The 14,978-nt window shown below is 69.1% G+C and carries 12 protein-coding genes and 2 pseudogenes; 8 read left to right on the forward strand and 6 right to left on the reverse strand.

Going from position 1 to position 14,978, the window contains the following annotated elements; genetic code table 11:
- Positions 1-14: 14 nt before the first annotated feature.
- The 3 genes from ACIBLA_RS01870 to ACIBLA_RS01880 all read right to left on the reverse strand — a co-directional run bounded on the left by ACIBLA_RS01870 (position 15) and on the right by ACIBLA_RS01880 (position 2,311).
- Positions 15-626, reverse strand: a complete 612-nt coding sequence (locus tag ACIBLA_RS01870; protein WP_363244551.1) for an ATP-dependent Clp protease proteolytic subunit — start codon at positions 624-626, stop codon at positions 15-17.
- Positions 623-1,297: an ATP-dependent Clp protease proteolytic subunit gene (locus ACIBLA_RS01875; protein ID WP_363244552.1), complete on the reverse strand. Its 675-nt coding sequence runs from the start codon at positions 1,295-1,297 to the stop codon at positions 623-625. The genes ACIBLA_RS01870 and ACIBLA_RS01875 overlap by 4 nt, the downstream gene beginning before the upstream one ends.
- Positions 1,298-1,429: 132 nt before the next feature.
- Complete coding sequence (locus ACIBLA_RS01880) at positions 1,430-2,311, reverse strand: SMI1/KNR4 family protein (protein ID WP_363244553.1); 882 nt, start codon at positions 2,309-2,311, stop codon at positions 1,430-1,432.
- A gap of 219 nt (positions 2,312-2,530) precedes the next feature.
- Here ACIBLA_RS01880 and ACIBLA_RS01885 point away from each other — a divergent pair, with 219 nt between their 5' ends.
- The gene (locus ACIBLA_RS01885) at positions 2,531-3,043 is read left to right on the forward strand and encodes a hypothetical protein (protein WP_399197515.1); all 513 of its coding nucleotides are present in this window, start codon (positions 2,531-2,533) and stop codon (positions 3,041-3,043) included.
- Positions 3,044-3,149: 106 nt separating this feature from the next.
- On the opposite strand, the gene ACIBLA_RS01890 is transcribed toward ACIBLA_RS01885, so the two are convergent.
- A complete protein-coding gene (locus tag ACIBLA_RS01890; RefSeq protein ID WP_399197516.1) occupies positions 3,150-3,557 on the reverse strand; it encodes an ATP-binding protein in 408 nt (135 codons plus the stop codon).
- A 179-nt stretch (positions 3,558-3,736) separates the two neighbouring features.
- Between ACIBLA_RS01890 and ACIBLA_RS01895 the strand changes: the two genes are divergently transcribed.
- Positions 3,737-5,107: a hypothetical protein gene (locus tag ACIBLA_RS01895; RefSeq protein WP_399197517.1), complete on the forward strand. Its 1,371-nt coding sequence runs from the start codon at positions 3,737-3,739 to the stop codon at positions 5,105-5,107.
- 350 nt (positions 5,108-5,457) lie between these two features.
- Here ACIBLA_RS01895 and ACIBLA_RS01900 read toward each other — a convergent pair.
- A pseudogene (locus ACIBLA_RS01900) lies at positions 5,458-5,562 on the reverse strand (Uma2 family endonuclease); the annotation flags it as partial.
- A gap of 61 nt (positions 5,563-5,623) precedes the next feature.
- Between ACIBLA_RS01900 and ACIBLA_RS01905 the strand changes: the two are divergent.
- Positions 5,624-6,202 carry an IS607 family transposase gene (locus ACIBLA_RS01905; RefSeq protein WP_399197518.1) on the forward strand — a complete coding sequence of 193 codons (579 nt, stop codon included), beginning with the start codon at positions 5,624-5,626 and terminating at the stop codon, positions 6,200-6,202.
- Complete coding sequence (locus ACIBLA_RS01910; RefSeq protein ID WP_399197519.1) at positions 6,195-7,862, forward strand: IS200/IS605 family accessory protein TnpB-related protein; 1,668 nt, start codon at positions 6,195-6,197, stop codon at positions 7,860-7,862. The genes ACIBLA_RS01905 and ACIBLA_RS01910 overlap by 8 nt, the downstream gene beginning before the upstream one ends.
- On the opposite strand, the pseudogene ACIBLA_RS01915 reads toward ACIBLA_RS01910, so the two are convergent.
- A pseudogene (locus ACIBLA_RS01915) lies at positions 7,850-8,320 on the reverse strand (Uma2 family endonuclease); the annotation flags it as partial. The gene ACIBLA_RS01910 and the pseudogene ACIBLA_RS01915 sit on opposite strands and share 13 nt — an antisense overlap.
- A 173-nt stretch (positions 8,321-8,493) precedes the next feature.
- On the opposite strand from ACIBLA_RS01915, the gene ACIBLA_RS01920 reads away from it, so the two are divergent.
- The 4 genes from ACIBLA_RS01920 (at position 8,494) to ACIBLA_RS01935 (ending at position 14,978) form a co-directional block, all read left to right on the forward strand.
- On the forward strand, positions 8,494-10,554 hold the full coding sequence (locus ACIBLA_RS01920) for a thioredoxin domain-containing protein (RefSeq protein WP_399197520.1): 2,061 nt from the start codon (positions 8,494-8,496) through the stop codon (positions 10,552-10,554).
- Between the two features lie 226 nt (positions 10,555-10,780).
- Positions 10,781-12,037 carry a glycosyltransferase gene (locus ACIBLA_RS01925; RefSeq protein ID WP_363244556.1) on the forward strand — a complete coding sequence of 419 codons (1,257 nt, stop codon included), beginning with the start codon at positions 10,781-10,783 and terminating at the stop codon, positions 12,035-12,037.
- The gene (locus tag ACIBLA_RS01930; protein WP_399197521.1) at positions 12,034-13,737 is read left to right on the forward strand and encodes an ArnT family glycosyltransferase; all 1,704 of its coding nucleotides are present in this window, start codon (positions 12,034-12,036) and stop codon (positions 13,735-13,737) included. The genes ACIBLA_RS01925 and ACIBLA_RS01930 overlap by 4 nt, the downstream gene beginning before the upstream one ends.
- Positions 13,734-14,978 (forward strand): glycosyltransferase family 2 protein, encoded by a 1,245-nt coding sequence (locus tag ACIBLA_RS01935; protein WP_363244557.1) that lies wholly within the window; start codon positions 13,734-13,736, stop codon positions 14,976-14,978. Before ACIBLA_RS01930 ends, ACIBLA_RS01935 begins: the two co-directional genes overlap by 4 nt.

The raw sequence follows: 14,978 nt of genomic DNA on the forward strand, positions 1-14,978 counted from the left end.
CTCAGCGCCCCGGCTCAGCGCCCGCGTTCCGCCAGCTCACGGGTCGTGATCACACCGTCCACCAGCCCGTACTCCTTCGCCTGCACGGCGGTGAAGTACTTGTCCCGGTCGGTGTCCTCCCGCAGCCGCTCCACACTCTGACCCGTGTGGTGCGCCAGGATGTCCTCGATCTCCGCCCTGGTCCGCAGCACCTCCGCCGCCTGGATCTCCAGGTCCGCCGCCTCGCCCTGCCCCTGGGTGGACGGCTGGTGCAGCAGCACCCGCGAGTGCTGGAGCGCCGTCCGCTTGCCGGGCGCGCCGGCCGCCAGCAGTACGGCGGCGCCCGAGCCCGCCTGGCCGAGACAGACGGTCGCGACGTCCGCGCGGACGAACTGCATCGTGTCGTAGATCGCGGTGAGCCCGGTGGCCGAGCCGCCGGGGGAGTTGATGTAGAGGTGGATGTCCAACTCGCTGCTCTCGTGGTCGAGATGGAGCATCTGCGCCATGATCACATTCGCGACGCCGTCGTCGATCGACGTGCCGAGGAAGACGATCCGCTCGGAGAGCAGCCGGCTGAAGACGTCGTAGGAGCGTTCGCCGTTCGGTGTCCGCTCGACGACCACGGGGACGGTGTACTGCCCGCTCATGCCGTCGCCCCCTTGCCCGGCGTGCTGCCCGCGGTGCCGAAGCCGAAGCCGCTCGCCGCGTCCCCGCCCAGCTCGGCCACGCTGCGCACGACGCGGTCCACGAAGCCGTACTCCCTCGCCTCCTCCGCCGTGAACCACCGGTCCCGGCGCTGGTCGGCCGCGACCGTCTCCAGACTCTGGCCGCAGTGCTCGGCGATCAGCTTCTGCATGGTCAGCTTGGTGTACGCCAGGTTCTCGGCCTGCACGGCGATGTCGGCCGCCGTCCCGCCGAGCCCGCCGGACGGCTGGTGCATCATGATCCGCGCGTTCGGCAGGGCGTAGCGCTTGCCCGGTGTCCCCGCGCAGAGCAGGAACTGGCCCATGCTGGCCGCGAATCCCATCGCCAGGGTGGCGACGTCGTTCGGGATGAACCGCATGGTGTCGTAGATGGCCATCCCGGCGTGGACGGAGCCACCCGGACTGTTCACGAACAGCACGATGTCGCGCCTGGGGTCCTCCTGCGAAAGGAGCAGCAGCTGGGCGCAGATCCGGTTGGCGATTCCGTCGTCCACCTGTTCACCGAGGACCACGATCCTGCCGTGCTGGAGCCGTCCGGCGATCTGGTCGTCGAACGGCACGGCGCCGGCCTCCGCCTGCGCCGTCTTCGCGAGCCGTGGAACGGTCGAGAGCATCTTTTCCTCCATGACCCGGCCCCCGACGGCGGGTGCTCACCCGCCCCGGCCGGTCCACTCCACCCTGTGGACCCGGCGGCGGCGGAAGCGAGGCATTCTGCCGTGCGGAGATCTGCTCACAGAAGAGCGCCGCTACGCCCAGCCGTCCGGCACCGGACCGCCGCGGTCCGCCGTCGTCGACAGGACCTCGCACCCCATGCGCCGCGCCGCGTCGAACAGCGCCGCCCGTGCGCGCTGCCCGTCGCCGGGCGGGTAGGCGATCCGGATCTGGTGCCCGTACGCGGTCTCGTAGGTCAGCCGCCAGTCGAGGTCCGTCACGGCGAAGTGGTCCTGCCGCGCGTCATCACCGTCATCACCGTCCTCCTCCCCCTCCTCCTCGGCGGCGTTGTACGAGCCGCGGTCGGCCGTGGGCGCGAGCGCGTCGCGCAGGATGCGCAGCCTCTCGGCGTACGGCAACTCGCCCTCGGACAGCTGGACATAGACATGGACGCGCACACGGAACGGATCGAACCAGGGCGTGGGCTCCACCGGCCCGCCGAAGACCGGGGTGTGGATCCGGCCGGTCAGCCACCCGTGCAGGAAGGCCACCGCGCCCTGCTCGTGGGCGGAGTAGTACGAGCCACGGGGATTCCACGCGACCACCGTCCAGCTGTCCGGTTCCCCGGCGGTCAGCCAGCACAGCCTGTCCCCGTTGTCCGTCCCGGCCCACGGCAGCAGTCCGCCGGGCTCAGGGTAGAAGGGGTACGGGCACTGCTCGGGGTACGAGTCGCGGAACGGGCCCTCCTGCTCCAGCAGTTGCCGCGCCATGGGTATCAGCAGGTCGTGCGTGCCGAACGGGTGCAGGGGAGTGATGAAGTCGGTGAACTGGCCACGGCCGTAGTGCCCCACAAGAGCCTTGAAGTCTCCGGGCAGTTCACACTCCAGCGCGGCCTCGACCCGCCCCCAGTCCCCGGCCGCGTCCACCGGCTCGGCCGGCGGCGGTACCAGGCGGACCAAATCGTCGATCGTCGTCATGATCGCGAGTGTAGGGAGAGCCATCTGTACTTGCTGGGGCGTCTTACGCATCGCGCGTAGATGTGCAATCTTGTCTGCGTGACCGGAAGCACCGTAAGCGCAAGGCTCAACTGACGCCCTATCAGGGACAGTTGGGAATCCTGTGCGGGTCGGCGCGACCGGGAACACTACGCGCGTAGCTTGCACTCCTCCCCGTCCCCACCACAGAGGAAACAAACAGTGAACAAGGTCATCAGAAGCACTGCCATCGGCGTCTCCGCCCTCGCTCTCGCGTTCTTCTCGTTCCCCGCCGCGGCCCAGGCCGCCCCGGCCGACACGAAGGCGCCCGCCGGCGTGCTGGCCAAGCTCAGCCACGCCACCGCGTCCGCCCAGCTTCGCAACGCCGGCATCGGCATCAGCTCCAGCGGCGGCTGCTCGGACCGCAACAACCCGACCTGTACGTCCCTTGAGCAGGTCAACTCCGCGACCATCCAGGGCGCGATCACCCTCAAGAACGCCAGCGGCTGCGGCCTGACGGTCACGGGCGGCACCGAGACCGGCCACGCGTCGGGCACCTACAGCCACTGGAACGGCTACAAGCTCGACTTCTCCATGTCGAGCTGCCTGACCGGCTATGTCACCCGCAACTTCACCTCCATCGGCGGCAGCAAGTGGCAGTCCGGCGCCGGGAACATCTACTACAACGAGGTCAACCACTGGGACGTGACCTTCTACAACTGCGGCGGCTGCTGACAGCTCCCGCCCCAGAGGTACGCGCGTTGACAGGGGGCTCCCTCGTACACGGGGGCGAGGGAGCGCCCTGCGAGACTCACGTGCGGTGCTGGCGACGAGCGAGGGGTCACTCTGATGAGAGTGAAAGCTCCGCCCAGACAGCCTTGCCGGGCCCGTGCCGGTCTTTAACGCCCCAGCTGTCGGCCAGTGCCTCGACGAGTACGAGCCCCCGGCCCCCGCAATCCTCCGCCGCAGGCTCCCGCTTCTCCGGCCGCTCCGGCGCCGCGTCGTGAACCTCGATCCGTAGAGTGTCCGCCAGCCGCACATACCGGGTCTCGATCTCCCGCCCCGGCGACACACGGGCGTGCCGCCCGGCATTCGTCAGCAACTCGGAGAGAACCAGCACGGCGGACTCCTCCAGCCTTGTGAGCCCCCACCGTTCCAGTGCCTTCCGTAACTCCCATCGCGCCAGGCCCACACAACGCGAATGCCTACTCCACCGCAGCACGACGGCATCACTCTCGTTGGTGTCCATCACCCCACCTCCCCTTGGCAGTTGTGGCGCACCGAGGAGTGCGGGGTGTCCGGGGCGTATCCGGGATTGTCAGCCTGTTTCATGTTCCGTACCTCCATGAACAGTGAACTCAGCTGCTGGGTACGGCGGTACGGTGACGGGTAGGGCAACGGGTATATCCGGTATATGGGCAGGTGTTCATGGCCACGCGCACTCCGAACGAGAAGCTCCGCGATCTCGTCGCCGAATCCGGCTGGACGTACGAGGCTGCGGCCAGGGCGGTCCGTGCGGTGGCCGCCGAGTGCGGAGTCGAATTACGGACCAACAAGTCGGCTGTCGAGCACTGGATCGCAGGGGTGAAGCCAGCCGCCCATACCGGCCGCTTCCTTGCTGTGGCGCTATCCAGACGGCTGGGCCGCCTGTTCACCCCGAGCGACTTGGGGCTGGCCGAGACAGACGAGGACGACAGCATTGGGCTGTCCTTGGACGCGGATCCGATCGACGCGCTACTGCCCATGTGGAGGTATGAGTTGGACCGGCGTCGATTCCTGTCCGGGTCCGCGTATTCGGTGGCCGCCGCAGCCTTGCCGCTCGCCTACGTACGGGAGATCTCCGACCGCACGTCAGCCGCCACCCGCACCGGGCACACCGTCGGGATGGCCGAGGTCGCCGCCGTGCGTGACATGGTGCGGGTCTTCTCCGAGATGGACGAACGACACGGCGGGCAGCACGGCCGCAGCGCGCTGGTGCAGTATCTGCGCGACGATGTCGCCCCGCTGTGCCGTGGCCGCTTCCGTACGGAAGAGATCCGCGCACACATGCTCTCCGCCGCCAGCCGTGGCGTTCACCTGCTGGGGTGGAAGAGCTACGACGCAGGTCAGCAGGGACTCGCACAGCGTTACTACCTCCAGTCCTACGCGCTCGCCGTCGAATCAGGCGTCACAGGGCACGACGGTTTCGTCATGCGGACGATGGCCATGCAAGGGCTCAAACTGCACCGTCCCGAACACTGCCAGGGCCTCGCCGAGACCGGTCTGAACCGGGCCAAGGGTCGAGTCGACACCCAGACCGAATCCCTCTTCCGGGTCGTCCACGCCCACACTCTCGCCAAATCCGGCTTGCGGCAGGCTGCACTCGCGGAGGCGCGCCAGGCGCGAGTCCTGCTGGATGCCGACCCCGGCGACGAAGTGCCGTTCTGGGCCCTGGCTTGGGGGCCACCGGCGGCATCGGTTCTCTCGCGCACCGCGAAGGTGTTCGAGACGCTCGGCGACCACCGGGCAGCAGCGGAACAGTACGCCCGCGCCGCCTCCAGCCGCCCTGCGGGAACCTACGCGCGGATCGTGGCGCTCGACCTAGTCGCCGGTGCAGAGATGCACCTCAAACGCGGCAACATCGAGCAGGCATGCACGATTTGGGGCCGAGCGATGGATCACATGGACGGCGTGCGCTCCGTACGCACCCGCAAGGCGGTCACCGCGATGCGTACGGACCTGGCCCGCTTCCGCACGCGCGGGGTGCGCTGCGCGACCGAACTCGACGCACGCGCTGTTGACTTCCTGGCAACAACCTGAACTTCGTCCAGGACGCGTCAGAGCAGACTGGTCCGAACCCGATCTCCCGGATTGGTGATAGAGGGCAGCCTGACTCTCGATGTTCTGTGGTACCCCGACGGCGGGGACCCCGAGTGCGGACAACAAGGGAGCGTAGGCGGTGCTGGCGCGAGCCAGTTGTTGGCGGTTGACCGAGAAGCCGTGCATGTCCGCGACGATCACAGCGCCCCCGTTGCGACGGTCGGCACCGCTGACGACGCGAGGCACATCTCAGCGGCGGGACGTTGTTGTGCTCGCCTGCCGTGTGTGCGTGACCGATGTCCGTCGCCCGGTGCCGGCTGTTGATGACGCCGCCCAGGCGAAAGTGGTCGTCAGATGGTTCCCAGGTCCACGGTGACGGAGAAGGGCGCGGCAGCCTTGATCACGCCGGTGAACATCTCGCCGTCCCTGTAGGCCTTTGTGGCGGGGTGGGAAACTGCTGAGTTAGGTCAACTTTAGTGTGTATTGGTGCCTTTGTGTGGGTGTTAGGGTCACTGTGTGAACCTTAAGGAATGGGCGAAAGCGAACGGTGTGCACCCGCATACCGCATATCGCTGGTTCCGCGAGGGCACGTTGCCGGTCCCCGCTGAGCGGGTCGGGCCGCGCACGATTCTGGTGAATGTCGAGGCGAACTCGTCACCGGCTGTGACTGGCGGTGTGGGCCTGTACGCCCGCGTCTCCTCCCGCGATCAGAAAGACGACCTTGCCCGTCAGACGGCCCGGCTGTCGGAGTGGGCGGCGCAGGCCGGGCACGGGGTGGTGCGGATCGAATCCGAGATCGCCTCAGGCGTGAACGGGGCCCGGATGAAGGCGCGTCGTCTGCTGGCCGACCCGAAGGTGACCACCGTGGTGGTGGAGCACAAGGACCGTCTCGGCCGGATGAACGTCGAGCTGGTCGAGGCCGCACTGTCCGCGACGGGCCGACGCCTGGTTGTCCTGGATGACGGAGAAGTCGAAGATGACCTGGTGCGGGATGTAGTCGAAGTGCTGACCTCGTTCTGTGCCCGCCTGTACGGGCGCCGGTCGGCGAAGAACCGGGCGCGTAAGGCTCTTGAAGCGGCTGCCGCCGATGAGTGAGCCGAAGAAGAAGCAGCTCCGCACCATCGACGCGCCATTCGTTGCGCTCGGCCCTTCCGGTGTGGCGATACGCGACCGTCTCAAGTACCTCACGTCCGAGGACGACAAGGTGTTGCGCCGGATCGGCGAGCACCTGGGCTCTCTGGCATCCCGTGATCTGGCGGCCCGCTGCCGCGACGGCAGCGGCCACTCCACGGACGCGTGGGCAGCCCGTAAGCAGGGCCTGACGGCCGCCTCGTCGTCCCGCTGGGCCGGGTCGATCACGAAGGCCACGCATGATCAGTGGGCGCTCTCGCGCCGCTGCCAACTCGCGCATAGCCAGAACCTCGAAGCCGGTATCCGCACGCTGACGCACCGTCTGTCCCTCCCGCTCGGGGAGAAGGGCGGCAAGCGGGCTGCGGGCGGCTACCGGTCGAAGAGTGAGTGGTTCCGGAAAACCCGGCGTCTGACGACGCTGGAACACCGGCTCGACACGGCTCGTGCCGAGCGTGAGGCCGGAGTCGTGCACATCGTGCGCGGCGGCCGACGACTCCTCAACACTCGCCACAACCTGGCCGCCGCGCAGCTCACCGAGCCCAAGTGGCGGGAACGCTGGGAAGCCTCGCGCTGGTTCCTCGCCGCAGACGGCGAGTCCGGGAAGAGGTTCGGAAACGAGACAATCCGCGTCACGGCCTCCGGCGAGGTCAGTATCAAGCTGCCCGCTCCGCTCGCGCACCTGGCGAACGCCAAGCACGGCCGGTACACGCTCGCCGCGAATATCGCGTTCGCGCACCGGGCCGGGGAATGGCGGGACCGCATCACCGGCAACCGGGCCGTGGCCTACCGCATCCACCTGGACGTCGGCCGGGGCCGCTGGTACCTGACCGCGTCCTGGCAACGCCCCGTCGTCCAGACCATCCCGCTCGATGCCGCACGGGCCAAGGGCATGATCGGCGTGGACACCAACGCCGACCACTTCGCCGCCTACCGCCTCGACCAGCACGGCAACCCGATCGGCGAACCGCACCGCTTCCCCTACGACCTGTCGGGGAGCGCCGATCACCGTGACGCGCAGATCCGGCACGCCATCACCCAGGTCCTGCACTGGGCCAAGTCCTGCGGCGTGGCCGCCATCGGCATCGAGGACCTCGACTTCACCGCCGAAAAGACCCGCGAGAAACACGGCCGCAGGAAGCGGTTCCGGCAGCTCATCTCTGGCATCCCCACCGCCAAACTCAAAGCCCGCCTGGTGTCGATGGCCGCTGAGACCGGCCTGTCCATCGTGGCTGTGGACCCGGCCTACACCTCCCAGTGGGGCGACCAGCACTGGCGTAAGCCGCTGGTCACCCCGCGACGCGAGATGTCCCGTCACGATGCCGCCGGCATCGCGATCGGGAGACGCGCCCTCGGGCACCCGATCCGGCGACGGACGACACCGCCCCCGCACGACCAGAGCGATCGTGCGGGGCATCGGACCGTCCAGGCCGACCGGCGTTCTCGAGGACGTGACGGAAACCGCCCACCCGTCACGGATCGTGCACACGATGCACATCGCCGAGCGAGGGAGCAACAAGGAACGCGGGAGACCAGTACATCCAAAACCGTTCGGGATGCGCGCAGTGCCGGGCAGCGGGTCCAAGACCCACTCCCGCTCACTGATCAGGAACGGTCGAGAACGTAGGTGTAGATGATCGGGACACCGGTGGCGGCCTGTTCGACCCGCCAGTAGAAAGGGATGCCGGCCTTGGCGTACTGGTCCACCTTCACGATCCTGTCGGTGGTTTCCGAGCCGGGCGACACGACCTCGACGACCAGAAGTACGTGTTCGGGGCGGGTGGGCGTGAGGTCGATCGTTTCCGCCCGGTAGACGACGACGTCCGGACGGCGGTTGGTGAGTGGAACGTCCTGAAGGCGGACGTCGAAGTCCGTATCGGCGTTCCAGTCCGCGCCTGCGGCGTCGTCCAAGGCATTGGCCAGGATCCGGGCCAGGCGGTGGTGCCGCTTTGAGGCGCTCGGGCTCACAACGACCATCCCGTCCACGATCTCAATGCCGGCACACCGCTCCTCGGACCAGGAGTCGTACTGCTCCGCGCTGATCTGGGTGTGCATCCATGCGGGCGCCACCATCTCGGCGGTCATGGTGTGCCTCCTTCGAGGAACCTCGACAGTTCCAGCGCTTCCGGCCTCAGCTTATTGTCCTGCGATGTCGGGACGCCCGATTTGGGAAGAGCGCGATCGCCTTCCCTCTCTGTCCCTCGCTGTCTCCTGCCGGCCCGACTGAGGGAGGTGGGCATTGTGAGAGGCTGGGGCGCATGAACCGGTTGGCTGGTGTGACCTCGCCTTATCTGCTTCAGCACGCTGACAATCCGGTCGACTGGTGGCCCTGGACGCCGGAAGCATTCGAGGAAGCCCGACGGCGTGATGTTCCCGTTCTGTTGTCGGTCGGCTACTCCGCTTGTCACTGGTGCCATGTGATGGCCCACGAGTCCTTCGAGGACGAGGCGACCGCGGCGTACCTCAACGAGCACTTCGTGCCGGTCAAGGTGGACCGCGAGGAGCGGCCCGACGTCGACGCCGTCTACATGGAAGCCGTGCAGGCGGCGACGGGGCAGGGCGGGTGGCCGATGACGGTCTTCCTCAACGCGGAGGGTGAGCCGTTCTACTTCGGGACGTACTTCCCGCCCGCGCCCCGGCACGGTATGCCGTCCTTCCGGCAGGTCCTCGAAGGCGTCAGCTCCGCCTGGACCGACCGGCGTGAGGAGGTCGGCGAGGTCGCCGGACGGATCGTGGGAGAGCTCGCGGGGCGGTCCCTCGCACTCGGGGGCGAGGGCACGCCCGGTGAGGCGGAGTCGGCCCAGGCGCTGCTCGGGCTGACGCGGGACTACGACGAGAAGTACGGCGGGTTCGGCGGCGCGCCCAAGTTCCCGGCGAGCATGGTCGTGGAGTTCCTGCTGCGCCACCACGCTCGTACGGGGGCCGAGGGCGCGCTCCAGATGGCGTCCGACACCTGCGAGGCAATGGCGCGCGGCGGGATCTACGACCAGCTCGGGGGTGGATTCGCGCGCTACTCGGTGGACCGGCAGTGGGTCGTGCCGCACTTCGAGAAGATGCTCTATGACAACGCGCTGCTCTGCCGCACCTACGCGCACCTGTGGCGTGCCACCGGATCCGATCTGGCGCGGCGGGTGGCGCTGGAGACCGCCGACTTCATGGTGCGTGAACTGCGCACCGCCGAGGGCGGGTTCGCCTCCGCGCTGGATGCCGACAGTGATGACGGTGCGGGCAAGCACGTCGAGGGCGCGTATTACGTCTGGACGCCCGCGCAGCTGACCGACGTACTCGGCCCGGTGGACGCGGAGTTCGCCGCGCGGTACTACGGCGTGACCGAGGAAGGCACCTTCGAGGAAGGTGCATCCGTCCTCCAACTTCCGCAGGGTGAGGGAGTGGTGGATGCGGTACGGGCGGAGTCCGTAAGGGAGCGGCTCCTCGCCGCACGTGACACCCGGCCGCGCCCGGAGCGGGACGACAAGGTCGTCGCCGCGTGGAACGGGCTCGCGATCGCCGCGCTCGCCGAGACCGGCGCGTACTTCGAGCGGCCGGATCTCGTCGAACGTGCGACCGAGGCCGCGGACCTGCTCGTGCGGGTGCACCTCGATGAGAGGACGCGCCTGACCCGTACGTCCAAGGACGGCCGGGCCGGCGCCAACGCCGGTGTGCTGGAAGACTACGGCGACGTCGCCGAGGGCTTCCTGGCGCTGGCCTCGGTGACCGGCGAGGGGGTCTGGCTGGACTTCGCCGGGTTCCTGCTCGACACCGTCCTGGACCAGTTCGTCGGCGAGGGCGGGTCGCTGTACGACACCGCGCACGACGCCGAGCCGCTGATCCGCAGGCCCCAGGACCCGACGGACAACGCGACGCCCTCCGGCTGGACCTCGGCCGCCGGGGCCCTGCTCTCGTACGCCGCTCACACCGGCTCCGAGGCCCACCGCACGGCCGCCGAGGGCGCTCTGGGTGTCGTCAAGGCGCTCGGGCCGCGGGCGCCGCGCTTCATCGGCTGGGGGCTGGCCGTCGCGGAGGCGCTGCTCGACGGGCCGCGCGAGGTCGCCGTGGTGGGACCAGGTGGCGACGCGGCGACCGCCGAGCTGCACCGTACGGCGCTGCTGGGGACGGCGCCGGGTGCCGTCGTCGCGGTCGGTGAGCCGGTCGGTGAGCCGGTCGGTCAAGAGGCGTCCGACGGCGCGGAGTTCCCGCTGCTCGCCGGTCGGCCGCTCGTCGGCGGACAGGCCGCCGCGTACGTCTGCCGCGGCTTCGTCTGTTCCGCGCCCACCAACGAAGTGGACGTCCTGAAGCGGCAGTTGGCGGTACGCGTGTAGCAACATGCCTTCGCGCAGGCATAGTTCGGGCCGGTTGTGAAGCATGCAAAATCGGACGTAATCGCAGAGTTCATCGAATCCGGCCCTCTGTCGTCACACTTCCCCCCTATCTTCTTCACGAAGGACGCAACAAGTGCGCATGGGGGGCATGCGTACCGGGTGATACCGGGGGGACCGGCGGCCAGGGGGGCCTTGCCGCGGTTCACCCTTGGCCGAGGGGGGCCATGTGGTCACGTCCGTATTCATCGCTGCCATTTCGCTGGCGCTGTTCTGGATGGCGGCGTTCACGCTGTGGTGGCAGATGCACGCCTGGCGTACGCCGGAGACGCTGGCGGCGACACGCTTCGACCGGCCCGACGGGGGGCCCGCGCGCTCGTTCTCGCTGCTCCTGCCCGCCCGTCATGAACAGGCGGTCCTTGAGCACACGATCGAGCGGCTGCTGCGGTCCAGCCACACCCGTTTCGAGATCGTCGTGATCGTCGGGCACGACGACCCCGAGACCGCGGAGGTCGCCGAGCGGGCCGCCGCCCGCGACCCCGCACGGGTCCGTGTCGTCGTCGACACCCATCTGTCGAAGAACAAGCCCAAGGCGCTGAACACGGCGCTGCCGTACTGCACCGGCGAGGTGGTCGGTGTCTTCGACGCCGAGGACCAGGTCCACCCCGAACTGCTCACCCATGTCGACCACGCCTTCCGCTCCACCGGCGCCGACGTCGTCCAGGGCGGCGTCCAGCTGATCAACTTCCACTCCAGCTGGTACAGCCTGCGCAACTGCCTGGAGTACTTCTTCTGGTTCCGCAGCCGGCTGCATCTGCACGCGCAGAAAGGCTTCATCCCGCTGGGCGGCAACACCGTCTTCGTCCGCACCGACGTGCTGCGCGCGGCCGGCGGCTGGGACCCGGACTGCCTCGCCGAGGACTGCGACCTGGGCGTACGGCTCTCCAGCGTCGGCAAGAAGGTCGTCGTCGCCTACGACTCCGACATGGTCACCCGCGAGGAGACGCCCGGCTCCCTGATGTCGCTGCTGAAACAGCGGACCCGCTGGAACCAGGGCTTCCTCCAGGTCTACCGGAAGAACGACTGGCGCCAACTGGCCACGCGCGGACAGCGGTTGCTCGCCCGCTACACGCTGATGACCCCGTTCTTCCAGGCCGTCACCGGCGTCGTCATCCCGCTCAACGTGGCCGTCGCGCTCTTCCTCGACGTGCCCGTCGGGATCGCGTTCATCACCTTCCTGCCCGCCGTCACCGCACTGGTCACGTTCGTGTTCGAGCTGGTCGGGCTGCACGACTTCGGCAGGCAGTACGGACTCAGGGTCCGGCTCACGCACTATCTCAAGCTCGTCGTCGGCGGCCCCTTCTACCAGGTGCTCCTCGCCGGCGCGGCCGTCCGAGCCGTGTGGCGCGAGCAGCGTGGCCGCCGTGACTGGGAGCTGACCAGTCATGTCGGCGCGCATCTCACCCGAGAGGACATTCACGCGTGACCTCCACCCTCCCCGTGGAGGCGACGGAACCGGCCACCGGCCGGACCACCGACATCGCCCCCGCGACGATCAGGCCTGCTCCGAGACACGCGGCCGGGCACGGTCAACACCGCCCCGACAAACGGCAGTTGCTGTTACGGCCCGTCGTCCGCTTCCGCACCTCGCGCGCCGATCTGCTCCTCTGCGCCGCACTGCTCCTGGTGATCATGGCCGTCCAGGGCTGGAACATCCAGCACTACCCGACCCTCAGCGACGACGAGGGGACCTATCTCGCCCAGGCGTGGGCCGTCCAGCAGGGCGAAGGACTCGCCCACTACACCTACTGGTACGACCACCCGCCGCTCGGCTGGATGCAGATAGCCGCGCTCACCTGGCTGCCCTCGCTGATCGCGCCCGAATCGATGACCGTCGGCACGATGCGCTTCGCGATGCTGCTGGTCGGCGCCGCCAGTGCCGTACTGCTCTACGTACTGGCCCGGCGTCTGTGGCTGCCGCGCTGGGCCGCCGGACTCGCGATGGCGCTGTTCGGGCTCTCCCCGCTCTCGGTCGTCCTGCAACGGGAGATCTTCCTCGACAACATCGCCGTGATGTGGATGCTCCTCGCCTTCTGCCTCGCCGCGTCCCCCAACCGGCATCTGTGGCACCACTTCGCCGCCGGAATCGCCGCCGCCGTCGGGGTGCTCACCAAGGAGACGATGCTCATCGTGCTGCCCGCCGTGCTGGTCACGATGTGGCGCCACGGGCACCCCGCCACCCGCAAGTTCGCGGTCACCGGCGCCATCACCGCCTGTGCGCTGATCGGCCTCTCGTATCCTCTCTTCGCCCTGCTCAAGGGCGAGTTGCTGCCCGGCGAGGGCCATGTGTCGCTGTGGGACGGCATCACGTACCAGATGAGCAGGCCCGGTTCCGGCTCCGTCCTCGATCCGGGATCCGGGTCGCACGGTGTGTTCCGCTCGTGGCTCTACTACGACCATGTGCTGCTGTTCGGCGGCATGGCGGGCGCGCTCCTGCTGCTGCTCACCGTCCGCTGGTCCGTCACCGCGCGGGCGCTCGCCGGACCCGCGCTGGCCGTCGCGATCCTCACGGCCGTCGCGCTGCGGCCCTCCGGCTATCTCCCGGCGATGTACGTCATCCAGGGGCTGCCGTTCCTGGCCCTGATGCTGGCCGGAGGCGCGGCGAGCGTCACGCACGCGCTGCTGCGCAGAGGACGCCGGCCGGACGAGCGCCGGGGGCTGACCGCCGTACGGTGGACGGCTGTCGTCGCGCTGGTGGCGGCCTCCGCCGCGTACGTCGCACCGCGCTGGTACGACGGCAACCGCACCGCCCTGACCACCGACGCCAACGCCCCCTACCGGGCGGCCGTTTCGTGGATGGCGGCCGAGGTGCCCGACCCGGCGGGCACGCGGGTCCTCGTGGACGACGCGATGTGGCTGGACCTGGTGCACGCCGGATACCGGCCGGGGCTCGGCGCGATCTGGTTCTACAAGGCCGACCTCGACCCCGCCGTGACGAAGACACTGCCCGGCGGCTGGCGCGACATCGACTATGTCGTGGCGTCCCCGACCGTCCGGCGCGACGCCCGTGACCTGCCACGAGTGCGCGACGCACTCAACCACTCCACCGCCGTGGCCGTCTTCGGGGACGGCGCGGACCGGATCGAGATCCGCCGGATCACGCATGTCGCGGGAGGCGACCGATGAGCATCCTTCCTGTCCCTCCCCGGGGGACCGGTGAACTGCGGGACACCGAACTGGAGTCCACGGCGGTGGCCGAGCCCGGCGCCGTGACCGTCATCATCCCGACCTTCAACGAGGCGGCGAACGTCCGTGAGTTACTGCGCCAGCTGACCGAGTCCGTACCGTCCAGGCTGCCGTGCGAGGTGCTGTTCGTCGACGACTCCACGGACGGCACCCCGGAGGCGATCGCGGAGGCGGCGCAGGACTGCCCGTTCCCCGTCGCCGTCATCCACCGGGACGAACCGGTCGGCGGCCTCGGCGGCGCGGTCGTCGAAGGACTGCGCACCGCCGGGTCCGAATGGATCGTCGTCATGGACGCCGACCTCCAGCATCCGCCCTCCCTGGTACCGGAGTTGGTGGCCGAGGGCGATCGGACGACGGCGGATCTGGTGGTCGCCAGCCGGTACGTCGACGGCGGCAGCCGGGCCGGACTCGCCGGCGGTTACCGCGTCGCCGTCTCGCGCGCCGCCACGTGGCTGACCAAGGGCCTCTTCCCGCGCGGACTGCGCGGCATCAGCGACCCGATGAGCGGCTTCTTCGCGATCCGGCGCGGCGCGGTCATGGCGGACACGGACACACTGCGCCCGCTGGGCTACAAGATCCTGCTGGAGCTGGCCGTACGGTGCCGGCCGCAGCGGGTCGCGGAGGTGCCGTTCGTCTTCCGCGACCGGTTCGCGGGCGAGTCCAAGTCGACCGCCAGGGAAGGGATGCGGTTCCTGCGGCATCTCGTCGAGCTGCGTACGGCGTCGCCGCTCGCCCGGATGGTGGCCTTCGGGCTGATCGGGCTGACCGGCTTCGTACCGAATCTGCTCGCGCTGTACGGGCTGACGGGCGCCGGGATGCACTATCTGCCGGCCGAGATTGTCGCCAACCAGTTCGGTGTGGCCTGGAACTTCGTCCTCATCGAGCTGCTGCTCTTCCGGGGGCGGCGGGCGCACCGGCACTGGGCGGACCGGGTGGGGCGCTTCGCGCTGCTCGCCAACGCCGATCTGCTGCTGCGGATTCCGCTGATCGCGCTGCTGGTGGGGGAGTTCGGGATGGAGGCCGTGCCGGCGACGGCGCTGGCGATGCTCGCGACGTTCGTGCTGCGGTTCGCGGGGACCGAGACGCTGGTGTATCTGCCGAAGCGGAGACGGCGGCGGAGAAGGCGGGCCGGGGCGCCCCGGTCCGCCAACCCCGTACCGACCGGGAGGAGCAGCCGATGA

It is taken from the genome of Streptomyces sp. NPDC050433 (assembly GCF_044458565.1).
Taxonomy (GTDB): domain Bacteria; phylum Actinomycetota; class Actinomycetes; order Streptomycetales; family Streptomycetaceae; genus Streptomyces.